Here is a 21033-nt window from a genome sequence, read left to right as displayed (position 1 = left end):
GTCAGTTCTCCTGCGAGTGGTGACGGCGGCCGAGGGGGAAGATCTGCGGCCTGGCGTTGTGGGGGTGGGGTACGACGACGCACTTGAGGCCGAAGACCTCGGCCACGGTCCGTTCGTCGAGGACCTCGTCGGGCGGGCCCTGCCGGATGACGCGTCCGTCGCGCATGGCGACGATCGTCGAGGCGTACAGGGCCGCCTGGTTGAGGTCGTGGGAGACGAGCACGATGGTCTTGCCCGTCTGTTCGTTGAGGTCCGCGAGGAGGTCCATGACCTCGATCTGGTGCGCGACGTCCAGGTAGGTGGTGGGTTCGTCGAGCAGCAGGGTGGGGGTGTCCTGGGCGAGGGCGAGGGCGATCCACACGCGCTGGCGCTGGCCGCCGGAGAGCTGGTCGACGGGGCGGTCGACGAGTCCGGCGGTGCCGGTGGCCCGGAGCGCCTCGGCGATGATCACGTCCTCGCGCTCGTCGCGGCGGCGGCCGAACTGGCGGTGCGGGTGGCGGCCGCGCCAGACCAGGTCGCCGACGGTGATGCTCTCGGGGGCGACCGGGGACTGCGGCAGGACGCCGAGTCTGCGCGCCACCTCGCGGGTGGGCAGGCGGTGGATGTCGGCGCCTTCGAGCAGGACCGATCCGGCGGCGAGGGGCAGCAGCCGGGCGATGGACTTGAGGAGGGTGGACTTGCCGCAGGCGTTGGGGCCGACGAGGGCGGTGATCCGGCCCTTCTCGATCCGCAGGGACAGGTCCTCGATGACGGGCGTCCTGCCGTACCCGGCGCTGATGCCGCGGGCTTCGAGCTGGTGGGCCGCGGTGGTCCCGGGGCTCTCGGTCTGCGGGGTCACGGTGTGTGTCACGAGGCTCCCTGCCTGCGTCGAAGGATCAGCCAGACGAAGTAGGGGGCGCCGAGCAGCGCGGTGAGGACGCCGGTGGGCACCGGGCTGATCAGGGGTGCGTGCTGGGCGAGGACGTCGGCGCCGATGACGACGACGGCGCCGATGAGCGGGGCGAGGAGGGTGGAGCGTTCGGTGCCCACCAGGCGCACGGCGATGGGGCCGCTGATGAGGGAGACGAAGCCGATGGGGCCGACGACGCTGGTGGCGAGGGCCGCGGCGGCGGCGCCGAGGAGCAGGACGCCGACGCGGGAGGCGGTCACCCGGGTGCCGAGGCCGGAGGCGAAGTCGTCGCCCAGGGTGAGGGTGGCGAGGGGCCGGGCGAGGAGGAGCGCGGCGAGCGCGCAGGCGCCGAAGCCGACGGCGAGGGTGGTGACGCCGTCCCAGTCGGCGGCGCTGGTGCTGCCGACCGTCCAGCGCATGGCGATGGCGATGCTCTGCTGGTCCGCCACGGTGAACAGGTAGTTGGTGTAGGCGGTGCAGACCGCGCTGAGCCCGATGCCGACGAGGACGAGGCGGTACGTGTCGACCCCGCCGCGCCAGCTCAGCGCCTGGACGGCGGCGACGAGGACGAAGGAGCCGGTGACGGCGGCGACCGGGACGCCGAGGGTGAAGGCGGCGGGCGCGTGGAGCAGGGCGGTCGCGGCACCGGCGCCCGCGCCGGCGGAGATGCCGACGATGTCGGGGGTGGCGAGCGGGTTGCGGATCAGCCGCTGGTAGAGCGAGCCGGCCAGGCCGAAGAGGGCTCCGGCGAGGAGCGCGGAGAGCGCCCTCGGCATCCGGAGCTGGAAGATCATGTAGTCGGCGAGGCCGTCCCGGAGGCCGAAGGCGGCGGGCAGGACGTCGGCGGGGTCGAGCCGGCCGGTGCCGCCGAGGAGCACGGAGGCGGCGGTGAGTCCGAGCAGCGCGACGGTGAGCACGGCGGCGGTCACGGCGGCGCGGCGGTTGCGGACGCGGCGGTCGGAGCGCAGGTGCGCGACGACGGCGGGCGTGGTCGGGGAGTCCGGCCGCGGGGACCGGGTGTCGCGTGCGGTCATCACATCCGCACCAGGTCGCGGCGGCGGGCCAGCCAGACGAAGAAGGGGGTGCCGACGACGGCCGTCATGAGGCCCACCTGGACCTCGCCGTGGTCGAGGACCAGCCGGCCGGCCGTGTCGGCTCCGGTGAGGAGGACGGCGCCGACGGCCATGGAGACCGGCAGGGACCAGCGGTGGTCCGGTCCGACGAGGAGCCGTGCGCAGTGCGCGGCGACCAGGCCGACGAAGGCGACGGGGCCGACGGCGGCGGTGGCGGCGGCGCAGAGCAGGACGGCGACGGCCGCGGCGGTGAGGCGGGCGCGTTCGACCCGGACGCCGAGGGCGCGGGCGGTCTCGTCGCCGAGGCCGAGGATGTCGAGGGTGCGGCCCAGCGGCAGGGCGAGGAGCAGACCGACGATCACGAAGGGCATGACCTGGCCGAGGACCTCGGCTCGGCCGGTGAGCTGGCCGACCGACCAGAAGCGGAGGTGGGCGAAGGCCTCCTTGTCGCGGACGACGAGGAGGGTGACGAGGGAGGACATCACGGCGGCCATGGCGACGCCGGCGAGGACGAGTCCGACGGCCGAACTCCCGGCGTCGGTACGGGTCCCGATGAGGTGGACAAGGGTGGCGGCCACGGAGGAGCCGAGGAGGGCGAGCCAGAAGTAGCCGCCGGCGTCGGTGACGCCGAGGAACATGATGCCGAGGACGACGAACATCGAGGCGCCCTGCTCGACGCCGAGGACGCCCGGGTCCGCGAGGGGGTTGGCGGTGAGTGCCTGCATGACGAGACCGGCGGCGCCGAGCGCGGCGCCCACCGCGAGGCCGAGGAAGGTCCGGGGGATGCGCTCGGTCCACAGGACGTGGGTGTCGAACGCCTGGTCACCGGGGTTGAGCAGGATCCGGACGACCTCCGTGGGCGAGATGTCCCGGGCGCCGAGCCCGATGCCCGCGACGAGGGTCACCACCACCGCCGCGACGGCGAGTACGGCGACGGCCGTGCCCCGGGAGGCCCGGGTGCGGACCGGGGGAACACCCGGTTTCCGTTCCGGCACCGGGGGTTTCACCACCGACGGGGGCGGTTGTGTCATCTGTTGTCCTTGTTCTCACGGCTCGTACGGCAAGTTAGGTTACCCTTGCCTAACCTTCGGTGATCCAACCCGGAGGCCGACCGATCACATCGAGGGGCCGGGGTCCACCCGGCCCGGGACCACGGGGGTGGCCTTCATGGCCGACGGCACGAGACGGGTGACGGACGAGGGCGCCATCACGGCGACGGGGCACTCCACCCACGTACACGACTTCCACCAGTTCCTCTACGCCGCCCTGGGCCGGATCACGGTCACCACCCCGCACGGCGAGCACCAACTCACCGCCCCCCTGGGCCTGTGGCTCCCGGCCGGGACCCCGCACAGCGCCCGCTTCGATCCCGAGTCCCTGGTGGTGGCGGAGGCCTTCGACCCCGCCGCGCACCTGCTCCCGCACGCCCGGACCACCGCGATCCGGATCGACGACACGACCCGGCGGCGCCTGCTCGCCCGGACCCGCGGGGCGGATACCGAGGCCGGCGACGCGGCGATGTTCGCCGCGCTGACCTGCGTCCGGACCCGCAGGGAGGTACGGCTCCCCCTGCCCCGCCCGACCAGCGAGGCCGCCCTCGCCGTCGCCGGCACCCTGCTGCGCAGGCCCGACGACCAGCGCACGGCGACGGAGTGGGCCGAGAGCCTCTACGTCAGCTCCACCAGCCTGCGCCGGGCCTTCCGCTCCGAGACCGGACTGCCCTTCTCCGAGTGGCGGACCCGGGTGCGCCTCAACCACTCGCTGGAACTGCTGAGCCAGGGACACCAGGTCGGCGCGGTCGCCGCGAAGGTCGGATTCACGAGCACGAACGGCTACATACTGGCGTTCCGGCGGCACTTCGGGCGCACTCCGGGCGCCTGGAGCAAGGAGTGCGCGGGGCGTTCGGCGGGGTGAGGGGAGGCGGGCCGACCGGCCTCCGCGGCACCGGCGGGGCCCCCGGGGAGTGACTTGACAGTCACAGACCTCTAGGTGATTTTAGGTAAGCCTTACCTAAACGCCCGCTTCCCGGGCGCCCCACCGATCCGAACCAACGGCCCTCCGTGCCTCCGCCCCGCCGGGCGGTCGCACGCGGGGCCGCACCGGCGCGAGGAGAGACCCATGACCGCGACCAACCCCTTCGAGGACGACGACGCCCGCTACTACGTGCTCGTCAACTCCGAGAACCAGCACTCGCTCTGGCCGGCCTTCGCCGAGGTGCCGGACGGCTGGACCGTGGTGCACGGCGAGGACTCCCGGCAGGGCTGCGCCGCGTACACCGAGGAGCACTGGACGGACCTGCGCCCGGCGAGCCTGGCCGCCCGCTCCTGACGCCACCGCCTCCCGGCCGGCCCCCGGCCGGGAGGCGTCCCGCCCGGCCGCGTCACCCGAGGGCGCGGACCAGGACCCGGGAACCGCGCGCGGGGTCCAGCGAGGCGCGCCACACGGGCGGCGCCTCCTCGTCGCCGCCGACGGCGAACCCGTACCGCAGGAACAGCAGTCCGCTTCCGGTGGTCGCCGTGAACACCCGGGCCGCCCCCCGCGCACCGGCCTCCGCCAGGGCCGCGTCGAGGAGCGCGGAGCCGACGCCCCGCCCCTGATGTCCGGGCGCCACGCAGAAGTTGTAGAGCACGGCTGCCGGCCGGCCCCGCGCGTCGGTGCGGGCACGGAGCCCCACGCATCCCGCCAGTTCTCCGCGCCCGTCCTCCACGACCAGGAAGTCCGTCGCGGCGAGGGCCAGTTCGGCGGCCGTCCGGTCGCGCAGGGCGCCCTCGCGCACGAACGGCCGGGACAGCCGGCGGACGGCGCCGGCATCGCCGCTCCCGGCGGTCCGGACGACGACGGCGGCGGGGGCCGGCGGGAGCTCCGGGCAGGGCGGGGCTGTGCTCAACGTCTTCTCGCTCTCTGGTCACTGACATTTCAACAGACCTCCGCGGTGGCGCACGCCCGTTTGACTCCACGATAGTGACTTAGGTAAGCCTTACCTAACTAATCTTGATCCACCGGACGGGAAGAGGACCCAGACCATGGCCGACACGGCCGGACAGCAGACCTTCGCCCTGGAGCGGCTCGCACGCGACGTCGCCGACGTGCTCTACGTCGAGGCCGAGGAGGTCGACCCGGACGAGAGCCTGCTCGACCAGGGCCTCGACTCGATCCGGCTGATGGCCCTGGTCGAGACGTGGCGGGCCGACGGCGCCGAGGTCGGTTTCGTCGAACTCGCCGAGCGTCCCACCCTCCGCGACTGGGCCGCCCTCCTCGGACAGCCGTCGGGAGCGTCCCGTGCGAGCCGGTGACTTCCTGGTCGACATCACCCCGCTGCGGACCAGCCGGGACTTCCGGGCCATCTTCATCGCCCGGATCGTCTCCCTCTTCGGTCTCGGCATGGCGATGGTGGCACTCTCCAAGCAGGTCTACGACCTGACGGGATCCACCTTCGGCGTCGCCGTCTCCAGCATGATCATGAGCGTCACCGTCCTGGTGGGCTCCCTCTGGGGCGGCTGGGCGGCCGACCGCATGGACCGGCGGAAGCTGATCCTGTGGGCCCGCGCCTCCGCCGCCCTCGCCTTCGCCGGCCTCGCGGTCAACGCCTTCACGCCCGAACCCGACCTCTGGGCGGTCTACCTGTGCGTCGCGTGGGACGGACTCGCCACCGGGGTGAGCGTCACCGCCCTGATGGCCGTCGCCCCCACCCTGGTCCGCCCCGACCAGCTCCCCGCCGCCGGCGCCCTGATCTCCCTGACCGGTGAGATCGGCTCGGTCGCCGCCCCCTTCCTCGGCGGCGTGCTGCTCGCCCTGGCCGGCCCCGCACCGGTCTTCGCGTTCACCGCCGTCACCACCGGCATCACCACCCTGCTGCTGCTCAGGCTGCGGCCGCTGCCCCCGGTCGAGGACGACGAGGACGACGAGGACGACGACGCCGAGGACTCGGGCTCGCCGCTCGCCGCCTTCCGGTACGCGGTGCGCAACCGCGTCGTCGGCGGCCTGCTCGCCCTCGGCGGGATCAACGCGCTGTTCAACATGCCGGTGGTCCTCTTCCCCGAGATGGTCGACAAGCGGTTCGGCGGCGGCGACGTCATGCTCGGCCTGCTGTACACCGCCCCGGCCGTCGGCGCGATCCTCGTCTCCGCCACCAGCGGCTGGATCACCCGCGCCGCCCGCCCCGGACGCCTGCTGCTCACCGCCGCCCTCGTCGGCGGCCTGGCCATCATCGGCTTCGGTCTCGGCGGCAGCGCCGCCGTCGCCTTCGCGATGCTGGCCGTGGGCGGCGCCGCCGGCACGGTGTACGAGATCCTCGAGTACGCCCTCGTCCAGCACAACACCCCGGACCGGCTGCGCGGCCGCATGGTCAGCGTCCTCACCGCCCAGGGCACCACCGGCGACGTCGTCGGAGACGTCGAAGTCGCCCTGGTGGCCAAGTGGTTCAGCCCGGCCGGCGCCGCCGTCGTGAACGGCGTGGTCTGTGCGGCGGCCGCCGTGGTCGTGGCCGTCACCGTCCCCGGCCTGCGCAGGGCCACCCTCCCCCGCGAGGAGGAGCACGAGGACGACGGCCCGCCCGGCGACGCCGCCCCGGCCCCCGTCGGCGCGGCCCCTTCCCTCGCGAAGCCCGCCCCCGCCGGGGACGCCCCGCCGGCCACCGGCTGACACCGACCGGGCGGGGGGGGGGGGGGGGGGGGGGGGCCGCCGCCCCCCCCCCCCCCCCCGCCCCCCCCCCCCCCCCCCCCCCCCCTCCCCCTCCTCCCCCTCTCCGTCCCGTCCCGCGGCAGGCCCCGAGCCGCCGCGGGTGACCCCTGGAGCAAGATCCATGACCGAGCGTGCCCTGCGACGCCTCGCCCTGACCGGGGCCCAGACCGGAGTCTGGTACGGCCAGCGGCTCGACCCCGACTCCCCGGTCTACAACGTCGGGCAGTACGTCGCCGTCGACGGCGCGCTCGACACCGGACTCTTCGCGACGGCCCTGCTCCGGGTCGTCGGGGAGTGCGAGGCCCTCACCGTCCGCTTCGAGGAGGACGAGAACGGGCAGCCCGCCCAGCTCCTCGCCGACGCGCCTCCGAGCGGGCCCGTCGTCGAGGTCGTGGACCATCTCGGCGCCCCGGACCCGGAGGCCGCCGCGCTCGCCGCGATGCGCGCCGACATGGCCGCGCCCGCCGACCCGGCCACCGCCCCGCTGTTCGGCTTCGCCCTGCACCGGGTCGCCCCGGACCGCACGCTCTGGTACCAGCGCGTCCACCACATCGCGCTCGACGCCTACGGCTTCTCGCTCCTGTCCCGCCGCACCGCCGAGGTCTACACGGCGCTCGCGAACGGCGAGGAGCCCGCCCCCTCGCCGTTCGGCCCGCTGTCCGCCGTCGTCGACGAGGAGGCCGCCCACCGGGACGGCGAGCAGTACGCCGCCGACCGCGCGTACTGGCTGGACCGGCTCGCGGACCGCGGCGACCACGAGCCGCTGGCCGGCGCCTCCTTCCCGGCCGCCCCCGGCTTCCTGCGCGCCTCGGCCGCGCTCGGCCCCGGGGCCACCGCCGGGGTGCTCGCGCTCGCCCGCGCCGCGAAGGCCACCTGGGCGGACGCCGTGACGGCCGCCTTCGCCGCCTTCCTGCACCGCTCGACCGGCGAGCGGGACGTCCTGCTCTCGCTGCCCGCCATGGCCCGCCTGGGCTCGGCCTCCCTCTCCGTCCCGGCGATGGTGGTCAACGTGCTGCCGCTGCGGGTCGCGGTCCGCCCGGACCTCCCCCTGGCCGAGCTGGTCGCCGAGGTCGCCGCCGGCGTCCGCGACCTGCGCCGCCACCAGCGCTACCGCGCCGAGGACATCCGCCGCGACCTCGGCCTCGTCGGCCGCGACCGGGGCCCGCTGGGCCCGATGGTCAACGTCAAGGCCTTCGACAACGCCCTCGACTTCGCCGGCGCCCCCGGCACCGTGCACAACGTGGCCGCCGGACCGGTCGACGACCTCACCCTGGCCGTCCGCCACGACACCGCCACCGGCCGGATCTCCTTCGAACTCGACGCCAACCCGCACGCCTACGACGCCGAGGGCCTGAACGCCCGCTGCGCCGAGTTCGTCCACTTCCTCACCGAGGCCGTGACCGCCGGCCCCGGCACCCCGGTGGGCCGCCCCGACCTCCTCGACGGCGCGCTCCTGGAGACCCTCGCCGAGCAGGCCGCCGCGACCGCCCGCGCGATCGCGCCCGGCACCGTCGTCGAGGCCTTCGCCGCGCGGGTGCGCGAGCACCCCGAGGCCGTCGCGCTCGTCGCGGGCGCCGAGGAGCTCACGTACGCGGAGCTCGACGCCCGCGTCGACCGGCTGGCCCGCCTGCTCGCCGCGCGCGGCGTCGGACCCGAGCGGTTCGTCGGCATCGCCCTGCCCCGCGGCGCCGAGCTGATCGTCGCCCTGCTCGCCGTGCTCAGAGCGGGCGGCGCCTATCTGCCGCTCGACCTCGAATACCCGGCCGAGCGACTGGAGTTCATGGTCGAGGACGCGCGCCCGGTGTGCGTCCTCACCACCCTGGCCGCCGCGCCCGACGCCCCCGACGTGCCCGGCACCGAGACCCTCGTCCTGGACTCCCCCGACGCGCTGTCCGCGCTCGCGGACCTGGCCGACGAGCCCGCCGGGCCGCTTCCGGCCCCGGACGGCGACCACCCGGCGTACGTCATCCACACCTCCGGCTCCACCGGACGCCCCAAGGGCGTGGTGATCCCGCACTCCGCCCTCGCCAACTTCCTGCGCATGCAGGCCCACGAGCTGGCCATGGAGCCCGGCGACGGGCTCGTCGCCGTCACCACGGTCTCCTTCGACATCGCCGCCCTGGAGATCCACGTCCCGCTGATCAGCGGTGCGGCGGTCGTCCTCGCGGGCCGCGACACCGTCCGCGACCCGGCGGCGCTCGCCGCCCTGGTCGAGGCCCACCGGCCGACCGTGATGCAGGCGACGCCGTCGCTGTGGCACGCCCTCCTGGAGGAGGGCGCCCCGCGCGCCCTCGCCCGCACCCGGGTCCTCGTCGGCGGCGAGGCGCTGCCCGCCGCCCTCGCCGAGCGCCTCGCCCGCACGGCCGCCTCGGTCACCAACGTGTACGGGCCGACCGAGGTGACCGTCTGGGCCACCTCCTCCGTCCTCTCCCCCGAGCACACCGGCACCCCGGACATCGGCCTGCCGTTCTGGAACACCCGCGCGCACGTCCTCGACTCGGCGCTCCGCCCCGTCCCGCACGGCCGCCCCGGCGAGCTGTACCTGTCGGGCGACCAGCTCGCGCGCGGCTACCTCGGCCGCCCGGCGCTCACCTCCGAGCGGTTCGTGGCCGACCCGTACGGCCCGGCCGGCTCCCGCATGTACCGCACCGGCGACCTGGTGCGCCGCCGACCCGACGGCGTCATCGACTTCCTGGGCCGCGCGGACGACCAGGTGAAGGTGCGCGGCTTCCGCATCGAACCGGGCGAGATCGAGACCGCCCTGACGGACCGTCCGGAGGTGGACCGGGCCGTGGTCGTGGTCCGCGAGGACATACCCGGCTCCCCGCTCCTGGTCGGCTACGTCACCGGCGCGGGCGGCTCCGCCCCGGACGCGGCCGGGCTGCGCGCGGCGGTGGGCGAGCGCCTTCCCGCCCACATGATGCCGTCGGCCGTGGTCGTCCTGGACGCCTTCCCGCTCACCGCCAACGGCAAGGTGGACCGGCGGTCGCTGCCCGCGCCCGACCTGGCCGGGTCCGCCGCGACCGCCGGCCGGACGCCCCGCGACGCCCGCGAGGAGATCGTCGCCGGGGCGTACGCGGACGTCCTGGAACTGGCCTCGGCCGGCCCCGACGACGACTTCTTCGACCTCGGCGGGCACTCGCTGCTCGCCGCCCGCGTCGCCGCCCGGCTGCGCACCGCGCTCGGCGCCGACTGCGGCGTGCGGGACGTGTTCGAGGCCCGTACGCCCGCGGTCCTGGCCGAGCGGCTCGCCGCCCGCACCGCGTCGGGCGCCCGTCCCGCGCTCACCGCCGGGGAGCGGCCCGGGACGCTTCCGCTGTCCGACGCGCAGCGCCGGCTCTGGTTCCTGCACCAGCTCGAAGGCCCCAGCGCCACGTACAACATCCCGTTCGTGGCCCGGTTCGGCGCGCTCCTGGACCCGGCGGCCCTGGACGCGGCCCTCGGGGACGTGGTGGCCCGGCACGAGACGCTGCGCACGGTCTTCGCCGAGCACGACGGCGAGCCGTACCAGCGGATCCTGGCCCCGGCCGACGCCGGGGTGCGGCTGCGCGTGGAGGAGACCTCCGCGGACCGCGTCGACGCGGCCGTGGACGCGGCCCTCGGCCACCTCTTCGACCTGTCGGCGGAGGCCCCGGTGCGGGTCACCCTGGTCCGCGACGCCGAGCGCGGCGCCGACGCCCTGGTGGTGCTGCTCCACCACATCGCCGGCGACGAGTGGTCGATGGGCCCGTTCCTGAACGGCCTCGAACACGCCTACGCGGCCCGGCTCCGGGGCGAGGCGCCCGCGTTCGCCCCGCTGCCGGTGCAGTACGCCGACTTCGCGCTCTGGCAGCGCGAGGCCCTGGGCGACCCGGCGGACCCGGAGTCCCCCGCCGCCCGGCAGGCCGCGTACTGGCGCGAGGCGCTGGCCGGCCTCCCGGCCGAGGCGACCCCGCCCGCCGACCGGCCCCGGCCCGCCGAGCCCGACAACGCGGGCGGCACGGTGCACCACGAGGTGCCCGCCGCCCTCGCCTCCGGCATCCGCCGCCTGGCCCGCGAGTCCGGCACCAGCGTCTTCATGGTCGTCCACGCGGCCGTCGCCGCCCTGCTCCACCGGCTCGGCGCGGGCGACGACATCCCCCTCGGCAGCCCGGTCGCCGGCCGCTCCGACCCGGCCCTGGACGGTCTCGTCGGCTTCTTCGTGAACACGGTGGTGCTGCGCGCCGACCTGTCCGGCGACCCGGCCTTCGCCGCCCTCCTGGAGCGGGTGCGCGGCACCGACCTGGCCGCGCTCGACCACGCCGACCTGCCGTTCGACGCGGTCGTGGAGGCGGTCAACCCCGAGCGGTCCCTCACCCGGCACCCGCTCTTCCAGACCATGGTGTCGCACAGCACCGTCACCCAGGACGTGCGCGCCCTGTTCGGCCTGGACGCGGCCGTGGACCGCACCGACCCGGGCGTCACCAAGTTCGACCTCGACGTCACCTTCTCCGACGGCGCCCACGGCGACGCACTGGACCTGGAGGTCTTCTACTCGTCCGCCCTGTTCGACCGGGCCACGGCCGACGCGCTCGCCGCCCGCCTCCTGCGCCTCCTGGAGCAGGCCGTCGCGTCCCCGGAGACCCCGGTCTCCGCGTACGAGCTGCGCTCCGAGGAGGAGCGGGAGCTCCTGGAGCGCTGGAACGACACCGCCGTGGACCACTCCGGCGCCACCGTCGTGGAGATCCTGGCCGAGCGCGTCCGGGAGGCCCCGGACGCGACCGCCCTGGTCTGCGGCGACCTGAGCCTCACCTTCGCCGAGCTCGACGACCGGGTCGCCCGGCTCGCGTCGCTGCTCGCCGAGGAGGGCGTCGGCCCGGACGCCGTCGTGGCGCTCGCCGTGCCCCGCTCGGCCGAGTCCGTCGTCGCCGCCTTCGCCGTCCTCACCGCCGGCGGCGCCTACCTGCCGCTCGACCTGGACCACCCGGAGGAGCGCCTGACGCACATGCTGGACGACGCCACGCCCGTCTGCGTCGTCACCACCCGGGCCGTGGACGGCCGGGTCCCGGACGCGAACGGCGCGGCCCGGCTCGTCCTGGACGACCCGGCGGTACGGGACCGGCTGGCGGCCGCCGAGGGCCCGGCGCCCCGCGCGCCGCGCCCGGACGACCTGGCGTACGTCATCTACACCTCCGGCTCCACCGGACGCCCCAAGGGCGTCGGCCTGCACCACGCCGGTCTGACGAACCTGTACCGGGACCACGAGCGGCGGCTCTACCGCCCGGTCGCGGAGCGGCTCGGGCGGCGCGTGCGGGCCCTGCACACCGCCTCGTTCTCCTTCGACTCCTCGTGGGAGCAGCTGCTGTGGCTGATCGCGGGCCACGAGCTGCACGTCCTCGACGAGTACGGGCGCCGCGACGCGGACGCCGTCGTCGCCCACGTGCGGGAGGCGCGGATCGACGCGCTCGACGTCACCCCCTCGTACGGCCGCCACCTGCTCGACGCGGGCCTGCTCGCGGGCGACCACCGCCCGCCGCTGTTCCTCCTCGGCGGCGAGGCCGTGCCGCCCGCCCTCTGGACGGAGCTGCGCGCGGTCCCCGGCGTGGAGACGGTCAACTACTACGGTCCCACCGAGTTCACGGTGGACGCCCTGGTCGCCCGGGTCACCGACTGCGCGACCCCCGTGGTGGGCCGCCCGCTCGACAACACCCGGGCGCACGTCCTGGACGCCCGGCTGCGGCCGGTGCCGCCCGGCGTGCCCGGCGAGCTGTACCTCGCGGGCGTCCAGAACGCCCGCGGCTACCTGGGCCGTTCCGTGCTCACCGCCGAGCGGTTCGTGGCCGACCCGTACGGCCCGGCCGGCTCCCGCATGTACCGCACCGGCGACCTGGCGCGCCGCCGCGCCGACGGCCTGATCGAGTTCCTGGGCCGCGCCGACGACCAGGTCAAGATCCGCGGCTTCCGCGTCGAACCCGGTGAGGTCGAGGCCGGGCTGACGGCCTGCGCGGGCGTGGCCTCGGCGGCCGTCCTGGTCCGCGAGGACGTCCCGGGCGTGCCGCGCCTGGTGGCGTACACGACCGGCGGCGCCGACCCGGACGCGGTGCGCCGCGAGGTCGCCGGACGCCTGCCCGAGTACATGGTCCCGGCGGCGGTCGTCGCCCTGGACGTCCTGCCGGTGAACGTCAACGGCAAGCTGGACCGGACCGCCCTGCCCGCGCCCGCCGTGACGGCCGCCGCGCCGTCCCGCGCCCCGCGCGGCGAGGCGGAGGAGCGCCTCGCGGAGGCGTTCGCCGAGGTCCTGGGCCTGGCGCCGGTCGGCGCCGAGGACGACTTCTTCGCGCTCGGCGGCCACTCCCTGCTCGCGACGCGCCTGGTGGCCCGGGTGCGGGCGGCGGGCCGGGCCTGCTCGGTGCGGGACGTGTTCGAGGCGCGGACGGTCGCGGCGCTCGCGGCCCGGCTCGCGGAGCGGACCGCCTCCGAGCGGCCCGCCCTCGCCCCCGCCGCACGGCCCGAGCGGCTGCCGCTCTCGTACGCCCAGCGGCGCCTGTGGTTCCAGTACGACATGGACGGCGCGAGCTCCACGTACACCGTCCCGCTGGCCCTGCGGCTGCGGGAGCGGCCCGACGCCGACGCCCTGCGCGCCGCGTTCGGGGACCTGGTGGCGCGGCACGAGGTGCTGCGGACCGTGTTCGCGGAGGCCGACGGCGAGCCGTACCAGCGCATCCTGACCCCGGGCGAGGCCGAGGTGCCGTTCGCGGTACGCGAGGCGGCCCCGGAGGCGCTCGCGGACGCGGTGGAGGCGGCGATCGCGGAGCCCCTGGGCCTGGAGGACGAACTCCCGCTGCGCGTCACGCTGTTCGGCGCGCCCGGCGGCGAGCACGTGCTGGTCGTGCTGCTGCACCACATCGCGACCGACGAGTGGTCCACCGGACCGCTCCTGACCGACCTGGACACCGCCTACACCGCCCGCCTCGCCGGCCGGGCCCCGGAGTTCCCCGAACTCCCCGTCCAGTACGCCGACTACGCCCTCTGGCAGCGCGAACTCCTCGGCGACCCGGCGGACGACTCCTCCCTGGCCGCCCGCCGGTCCGCCTTCTGGCGCGACGCCCTGGCGGGGCTGCCGGAGGAGCTGGCGCTGCCCGCCGACCGGCCCCGGCCGGCCGTCCCGACCCATCGGGGCGACACCGTCACGGCCGAGCTCCCGGCCGGCCTCGTGGCCCGTCTCGACCGGCTGGCGGCGGGCTCCGGCGCGACGATGTTCATGGTGGTGCACGCGGCCGTCGCGGCCCTGCTCCACCGGCTCGGCGCCGGGGACGACATCCCCCTCGGCACCCCGGTCGCGGGACGCGGCGACAGCGCCCTCGACGGGCTCGTGGGCTTCTTCGTCAACACCGCCGTCCTGCGCACCGACCTGTCCGGCGACCCGTCCTTCACCGAACTGCTCGACCGCGCCCGTACGGCCGGCCTCGCGGTCCTCGACCACGCCGACCTGCCCTTCGACGCCGTCGTGGAGGCGGTCGCGCCGGTCCGCTCGCTCGCCCGCCACCCGCTGTTCCAGACGATGGTGGCGTACGAGGGCGGCGGCCCGGACCTGTCCCGGCTGCTCGGCACGGACGCCGGGGAGTTCCCGGTGCGGGGCGGCGCGGCCAAGTTCGACCTGGAGATCCTGTTCCGGCGCGCGGAGGGCGCCGGCATGACCTGCGGCGTGCGGTACGCGACCGACCTGTTCGAGCGGGCGGGCGCCGAGCGGCTGACGGAGCGGCTCGTCCGGCTCCTGGACGCCGTGGCGACCGCGCCCGACGCGCCCGTGTCCTCGGCCGCGCTGATGGACGAGGACGAGCGACGGCGGGTCCTGGAGGGGTGGAACGCGACCGACCGCGTCGTGGACGGCCCCCGGACGCTCGCGGACCTGGTGGCGGCGGGCGCGGCGAAGTCCGAGGGCCCGGCCCTGGTCTTCGAGGACGAGGAGCTGTCCCGCACCGGGTTCGACGCACGCGTCAACCGCCTCGCCCGGCTGCTCATCGGCCGGGGCGTGGGCCCCGAGTCGGTCGTCGCCGTCGCCCTGCCCCGCTCGCTCGACCTCCTCGTCGCCATCCACGCCGTCGTCCGCGCGGGTGGTGCCTACCTGCCGCTCGACCTCACCCTGCCCGCCGACCGCCTCACCCACATGACGGACACCGCGCGTCCGGTGTGCGTCCTGACCGACCTTCCGTCGCTCGGCGCGCTGCCGGACGGCGTGGAGGCCGAGCCGGTGGTCCTGGACGCGCCCGAGGTGCGCGCGGAGCTGGACGGCCTGGCCGACGGCGAGGTCACGGACGCGGACCGCTCGGCCCCGCTGCTTCCCCGCCACCCGGCGTACGTCATCTTCACCTCCGGCTCCACCGGACGCCCGAAGGGCGTCATGGTCGAGCACGAGGCCGTCGTCAACCGCCTGGCCTGGATGGAGGGGACGTACCGGCTGACCCAGGCCGACCGGGTCCTCCAGAAGACCCCGACCACGTTCGACGTCTCCGTCTGGGAGCTGTTCTGGCCGCTCGCCCAAGGCGTGCCGCTCGTCGTCGCCCGGCCCGAGGGGCACCGGGACCCCGAGTACCTCGCGGAGCTGATCCGTGGGCAGCGGGTCAGCGTGCTGCACTTCGTGCCGTCGATGCTCCAGGCGTTCCTGGACTCGGTGGACGTGGCGGACTGCCCGGGCCTGCGCCTGGTCGTGTGCAGCGGCGAGGCCCTGCCCACCGGTCTGGTGGACCGGTTCCACGCCTCCGCCGGGGACCGGACGGTCGCGCTGGAGAACCTCTACGGCCCCACCGAGGCCGCCGTCGACGTCACCGCCGCCACCGCCCTCCCGGGCGCCACCACGGCCTCGGCCTCCATCGGCTCCCCCGTCTGGAACACCCGCGCCCACGTCCTCGACCACCGCCTCCAGCCGGTCCCTGTCGGCGTCCCCGGCGAGCTCCACCTCGCCGGCGTCCAGCTCGCCCGCGGCTACCTCTCCCGCCCCGACCTGACGGCGGAACGATTCGTCGCGGACCCGTACGGCCCGGCCGGCTCCCGCATGTACCGCACGGGCGACCTCGTCGTCCGCCACGACGACGGCCGGATCCAATACCTCGGCCGCACCGACGACCAGGTCAAGCTGCGCGGCCTGCGCATCGAACTCGGCGAGATCGACGCGGTGCTCTCCGGGGCCCCCGGCGTGGCGCACGCGGTGACGCTGGTCCGCGAGGACCGGCCCGGCGTGCAGCGGCTCGTGGGGTACGTCGTCGGCGCCGGCGACGGGCCGGTCCCCGTGGACGCGGTGCGCGCCCACGCGGCCTCCCGCCTGCCGGAGTACATGGTCCCGCACGTGTTCCTGGAGATCCCGGCCGTTCCCCTCTCCCCCAACGGCAAGCTGGACCGGCGCGCCCTGCCCGTGCCGCCGGACGCCGTCGCCGGGCCCTCGCGGGCGCCGAGGGACGCGCGCGAGGAGATCCTGCTCGGGATCGTCGCGGCCGTGCTCGGCCTGGAGACGGCCGGGGTCGAGGACGATTTCTTCGACCTCGGCGGCCACTCCCTGCTCGCGGCCCGCGCGGCGAGCCGGATGCGGTCCGCGCTCGGCGTGGAGTGCTCGGTGCGGGACGTGTTCGAGGCGCGGACGGTCGCGGCGCTCGCGGCCCGGCTCGCGGAGCGGACCGCCTCCGAGCGGCCCGCCCTCGTCCGCGCCGCACGGCCCGAGCGGCTGCCGCTCTCGTACGCCCAGCGGCGCCTGTGGCTCTTCGACAGGGTGCGGGGTCCGGGGACCGCGTACAACGTGCCCTTCGCGGTCCGTCTCGACGGACCCGTGGACGCGCAGGCCGTGCGGGCCGCCGTGGAGGACGTGGTGGCGCGGCAGGAGGTGCTGCGGACCGTGTTCGCGGAGGCCGACGGCGAGCCGTACCAGCGCATCCTGGCCCCGGGCGAGGCGCGGGTGCCGTTCGCGGTGCGCCGCGTCCGCTCCGAGGAGCTGGCCGCCGAGGCGGAGGCCGCCTCCCGGTACGTCTTCGACCTGGCCCGGGAGGTCCCGGTGCGGGTGACGCTGCTCAGCGCGTCCGACGAGGAGCACGCGCACGTGCTGGTCGTGCTGCTGCACCACATCGCGACCGACGAGTGGTCCACCGGACCGCTCCTGACCGACCTGGACACCGCCTACACCGCCCGCGCCGCCGGCCGGGCCCCGGAGTTCCCCGAACTCCCCGTCCAGTACGCCGACTACGCCCTCTGGCAGCGCGAACTCCTCGGCGACCCGGCGGAGTCGGAGTCGACGGCGGCGCGCCAGGCCGCGTACTGGCGGGAGGCGCTGGCCGGGGTTCCGGAGGAGCTGGGGCTGTTCACCGACACCCCGCGTCCGGCGACGCCGACGCACGGCGGCGACGTGGTCCCGTTCGACGTCTCCGCCGCGACGGGCGCCGGCCTCGCCCGGATCGCCCGCGACTCCGGCGCGACGATGTTCATGGTGGTGCACGCGGCCGTCGCGGCCCTGCTCCACCGGCTCGGCGCCGGGGACGACATCGCCCTCGGCGCCCCGGTCTCCGGGCGCGGCGACGAGCAGCTCGACGGGCTCGTGGGCTTCTTCCTGAACACGCTCGTGCTGCGCGCGGACGTGTCGGGCGAGCCGACGTTCGCCGAGCTGGTCGACCGGGTGCGGGACGCCGGGCTCGCGGGCTTCGCGCACGCCGACCTGCCGCTCGAAGCGGTGGCGGAGGCGGTGGGCGCGGCCCGCTCCCAGGCCCGCAACCCGCTGTTCCAGGCGATGGTGACCTACCACTCGGTGTCCACCGGGGTGTCCTCGCTCTTCGGGGTCGCGGCCCGTGAACTGCCGGTGGAGATCGGCGGGTCGAAGGTCGACCTGGAGTTCGCGTTCGGCGGCTCGGAGGACGACGGGCGGATCGAGGGCGGTCTGCGGTACGCGACCGACCTCTTCGGCCGGCCGGGCGCCGAGCGGCTCGTGGAGCGGCTCGTCCGGCTCCTGGACGCCGTGGCTGCCGACCCGGGCGCCCCGGTCTCCTCCCTGGACCTGATGGACGGGGAGGAGCGGCACGCCCTGGAGGGGTGGAACGCGACCGGCCGTGTCGTGGACGGCCCCCGGACGCTCGCGGACCTGGTGGCGGCGGGCGCGGCGAAGGCCGAGGGCCCGGCCCTGGTCTTCGAGGACGAGGAGCTGTCCCGCACCGGGTTCGACGCACGCGTCAACCGCCTCGCCCGGCTCCTCATCGGCCGGGGCGTGGGCCCCGAGTCGGTCGTCGCCGTGGCCCTGCCCCGCTCGCTCGACCTCCTCGTCGCCATCCACGCCGTCGTCCGCGCCGGCGGCGCCTACCTCCCCCTCGACCTCACCCTGCCCGCCGACCGCCTCACCCACATGTGCGAGACGGCCCGGCCGGTCGCCGTCCTCACCGACACGGCCTCGGCGCCGGACCTTCCGGCGGAGCTCGCCGCGGAGCGGATCGTGCTCGACTCGGCCGCCGTGGCGGCGGAGTGGGCCGGTGCGGACGCGCACGCGGTGACGGACGCGGACCGCTCGGCCCCGCTGCTTCCCCGCCACCCGGCGTACGTCATCTTCACCTCCGGCTCCACCGGACGCCCCAAGGGCGTCATGGTCGAGCACGAGGCCGTCGTCAACCGCCTCCAGTGGATGCAGGGCGCGTACGGGCTCACGCCCGCCGACCGGGTCCTCCAGAAGACCCCGACCACGTTCGACGTCTCCGTCTGGGAACTGTTCTGGCCGCTCGCCCAGGGCGCGCCGCTCGTCGTCGCCCGGCCGGACGGGCACAAGGACCCGGAGTACCTGGCCGAGGTGATCCGCGAACGGCGGGTCAGCGTGCTGCACTTCGTGCCGTCGATGTTGGACGCGTTCGTCGCGGGGGTGGAGGTCGTGGACTGCCCGGGCCTGCGGCTCGTGGTGTGCAGCGGCGAGGCCCTGCCGACGGACCTCGTGGACCGGTTCCACGCCTCCGCCGGGGACCGGACGGTCGCCCTGGAGAACCTCTACGGCCCCACCGAGGCCGCCGTCGACGTCACCGCCGCCACCGCCCTCCCCGGCGCCACCACGGCCTCGGCCTCCATCGGCTCCCCCGTCTGGAACACCCGCGCCCACGTCCTCGACCACCGACTGCGGCCGGTCCCTGTCGGCGTCCCCGGCGAGCTCCACCTCGCGGGCATCCAGCTCGCTCGCGGCTACCTCTCCCGCCCCGACCTGACGGCGGAACGATTCGTCGCGGACCCGTACGGCCCGGCCGGCTCCCGCATGTACCGCACGGGCGACCTCGTCGTCCGCCACGACGACGGCCGGATCCAATACCTCGGCCGCACCGACGACCAGGTCAAGCTGCGCGGCCTGCGCATCGAACTCGGCGAGATCGACGCGGTGCTCTCCGGGGCCCCCGGGGTGGCCCGTGCCGTCTCGGTGGTCCGCGAGGACCGGCCCGGCGTGCGCAGGCTGGTCGCCTACGCCGTCCCGGCGGGCGACGGGCCGCTGGACCCGGACGCGCTGCGGGCGCACGCGGCGACGCGGCTCCCCGAGTACATGGTCCCGGCCGTGGTCCTGGAGATCCCGTCCGTGCCGCTCTCCCCGAACGGCAAGCTGGACCGGCGCGCCCTTCCGGTGCCGCCGGAGCCCCGCCGGGCGACGGCGACGACCGCTCCGGCGGCCCCGGCCGCCGCGTCGGAGACGCCGGCCGAGCTGCTCGCGCGGCTGATGGCCGAGGTCCTGGGGCTGCCCGCCGTGGGTCCCGACGACAACTTCTTCGAGCTGGGCGGCGACAGCATCGTCTCCATCCGGTACGTCAGCCAGGCCCGCAAGGCCGGGTTCACGGTGACGGCCCGCCAGGTGTTCCAGCACCCGACGCCGGCCGGTCTGGCCGCCGTCGCCGCGCCCGCCGCCCCGGCGGGCAGGGCGCCGGAGCGTCCGGCCGAGCAGGCGACGGGTCCGCTGGTCCTGCCGCCGGTGGCGCACTGGTTCGCGGGGCGCGGCGGCGCGTACCGCCGGTTCTGCCAGGCCCGGCTGGTGCTGCTGCCCGCCGGGGTGCGGCACGCGGACCTGGAGACCGCGCTCCAGGCGGTCCTGGACCGGCACGACGGCCTGCGGCAGGTGCTGACCGTGGCGCGGCCCGGGGTGTGGAGCGCCGAGGTCTCCCCGGTCGGTTCGCTGAAGGCGGCCTCGGTGCTGCGGGCGGTGGACGCGGCCGGGCTCGACGCCGGGGCCCTGCGGGAGCTGGTCTCCCGCGAGTCGGACCGGGCGGCGGACGAACTGGACCCGGAGTCCGGGCGGACCGTGCGGGCCGTGCGCTTCGACGCCGGTCCCGGCGAGCCGGGCAGGCTGCTGCTCGTCGCCCACCACCTGGTGGTGGACGAGGTGTCGTGGCAGATCCTGCTGCCGGACCTGCGGGCCGCCTGCGAGGCGGCGGCGGAGGGGCGGGCGGCCGTTCTCGACGCCGTGCCGACGGCGCTGCGCACCTGGACGGCGGGGCTGCTCGCCGAGGCGCAGAGCGCGCGCCGGGCCGCCGAGCTGGACCGGTGGCTCGCCGAGTCCGCGACCGGCGGGCGGCTCCTGACGGACCGTGCCCTCGACCCGGCGCGGGACACGGTGGCGACCGCGCGGCGGCTCACCGTGCGGCTCTCCGCCGAGCGCACCGAGCCCCTCCTGACCGCCGTGCCGCAGGCCTTCCACGGCACGGTCAACGACACGCTGCTCACCGCGCTCGCGCTCGCCGCGGGCGACTGGGCGGCCCGGCACGGGAGGCCCGCGAACGGCCTGACCGTGGAGCTGGAGGGCCACGGCCGGGAGCAGGACCTCGTCCCGGGCGCCGACCTGACCCGTACGGTCGGCTGGCTGACCGGCGTGTACCCGCTGCGGCTCACGGCGGACTCCTACGACGCGCGTGCGGTCGTGGGCGGGACGCAGGACGCCGGGGCGGCCCTGAAGGAGATCAAGGAGCGGATCCGCGGGGTCCCGGACGGCGGCGTCGGCGCCGGGCTGCTGCGGTACGCCAACGCCGCCACCGCCGGTCTGTTCGACCCGGAGGACCGCCCGGAGATCCTGTGGAACTACCTGGGCCGGCAGACCGCCGCCCGGCAGTCCGCGTGGGGCCCGGCCGAGGAGGCCGACGCGCTCGCCGTCGGCCCGGAGCCGGACGCCCCGCTCGCGTACCCCCTCCAGGTGGACGCGGAGGTCGAGCACGGTCCGGACGGCCCCGAGCTGGCCGCCTCCTTCCTGTGGGCGGGCGACGCCCTGTCGCAGGACACGGTCGCGGCGCTCGCGGACGGCTGGACGGCCGCCCTCGACGCGCTCGCGGCCTGGGCCGCGGGCGGGGTCACCGCCGGGCACACCCCGTCCGACCTCGACCTGCTCGACCTCGACCAGAACCAGATCACCATGCTCGAAGAAATGTGGAGGGCCCAGCAGTGACGCAGGCTCGTATCGAG

9 protein-coding genes are annotated in these 21033 nt (G+C 76.0%); 5 read left to right on the top strand and 4 right to left on the bottom strand.

All coding sequences use genetic code 11. From position 1 onward, the window contains the following. Window position 1: 1 nt before the first annotated feature. From ACIQKA_RS04290 to ACIQKA_RS04280, 3 genes are read right to left on the bottom strand one after another with little or no spacing between them, the layout of a single operon-like run. A complete protein-coding gene (locus tag ACIQKA_RS04290) occupies window positions 2-850 on the bottom strand; it encodes an ABC transporter ATP-binding protein (protein WP_383442249.1) in 849 nt (282 codons plus the stop codon). Next, window positions 847-1923 carry a FecCD family ABC transporter permease gene (locus tag ACIQKA_RS04285; protein ID WP_383153149.1) on the bottom strand — a complete coding sequence of 359 codons (1077 nt, stop codon included), beginning with the start codon at window positions 1921-1923 and terminating at the stop codon, window positions 847-849. The genes ACIQKA_RS04290 and ACIQKA_RS04285 overlap by 4 nt, the downstream gene beginning before the upstream one ends. Next, window positions 1923-2993 carry a FecCD family ABC transporter permease gene (locus tag ACIQKA_RS04280; RefSeq protein WP_383153152.1) on the bottom strand — a complete coding sequence of 357 codons (1071 nt, stop codon included), beginning with the start codon at window positions 2991-2993 and terminating at the stop codon, window positions 1923-1925. Before ACIQKA_RS04280 ends, ACIQKA_RS04285 begins: the two co-directional genes overlap by 1 nt. 136 nt (window positions 2994-3129) lie before the next feature. Here ACIQKA_RS04280 and ACIQKA_RS04275 point away from each other — a divergent pair, with 136 nt between their 5' ends. Then, window positions 3130-3876, top strand: a complete 747-nt coding sequence (locus ACIQKA_RS04275) for an AraC family transcriptional regulator (RefSeq protein WP_402539910.1) — start codon at window positions 3130-3132, stop codon at window positions 3874-3876. Window positions 3877-4080: 204 nt separating this feature from the next. Then, the gene (locus tag ACIQKA_RS04270) at window positions 4081-4290 is read left to right on the top strand and encodes an MbtH family protein (protein ID WP_366372833.1); all 210 of its coding nucleotides are present in this window, start codon (window positions 4081-4083) and stop codon (window positions 4288-4290) included. Window positions 4291-4342: 52 nt separating this feature from the next. Here the strand turns inward: ACIQKA_RS04270 and ACIQKA_RS04265 are convergent, their stop codons facing one another. Next, window positions 4343-4849: a GNAT family N-acetyltransferase gene (locus ACIQKA_RS04265; RefSeq protein ID WP_391093700.1), complete on the bottom strand. Its 507-nt coding sequence runs from the start codon at window positions 4847-4849 to the stop codon at window positions 4343-4345. Between the two features lie 136 nt (window positions 4850-4985). Here ACIQKA_RS04265 and ACIQKA_RS04260 point away from each other — a divergent pair, with 136 nt between their 5' ends. From ACIQKA_RS04260 to ACIQKA_RS04250, 3 genes are all read left to right on the top strand, one after another. Further along, window positions 4986-5255, top strand: coding sequence for a phosphopantetheine-binding protein (locus ACIQKA_RS04260; RefSeq protein ID WP_383153158.1), 270 nt, complete (start codon window positions 4986-4988; stop codon window positions 5253-5255). Next, the gene (entS, locus tag ACIQKA_RS04255) at window positions 5242-6603 is read left to right on the top strand and encodes an enterobactin transporter EntS (protein WP_391093702.1); all 1362 of its coding nucleotides are present in this window, start codon (window positions 5242-5244) and stop codon (window positions 6601-6603) included. The genes ACIQKA_RS04260 and entS overlap by 14 nt, the downstream gene beginning before the upstream one ends. Window positions 6604-6763: 160 nt before the next feature. Next, window positions 6764-21016 carry an amino acid adenylation domain-containing protein gene (locus tag ACIQKA_RS04250; RefSeq protein ID WP_402539908.1) on the top strand — a complete coding sequence of 4751 codons (14253 nt, stop codon included), beginning with the start codon at window positions 6764-6766 and terminating at the stop codon, window positions 21014-21016. Window positions 21017-21033: the final 17 nt, after the last annotated feature.

It is taken from the genome of Streptomyces sp. NPDC092045 (assembly GCF_044756005.1).
Classification (GTDB): Bacteria; Actinomycetota; Actinomycetes; order Streptomycetales; family Streptomycetaceae; genus Streptomyces.
This window is presented reverse-complemented; position numbering and strand designations above follow the sequence as displayed.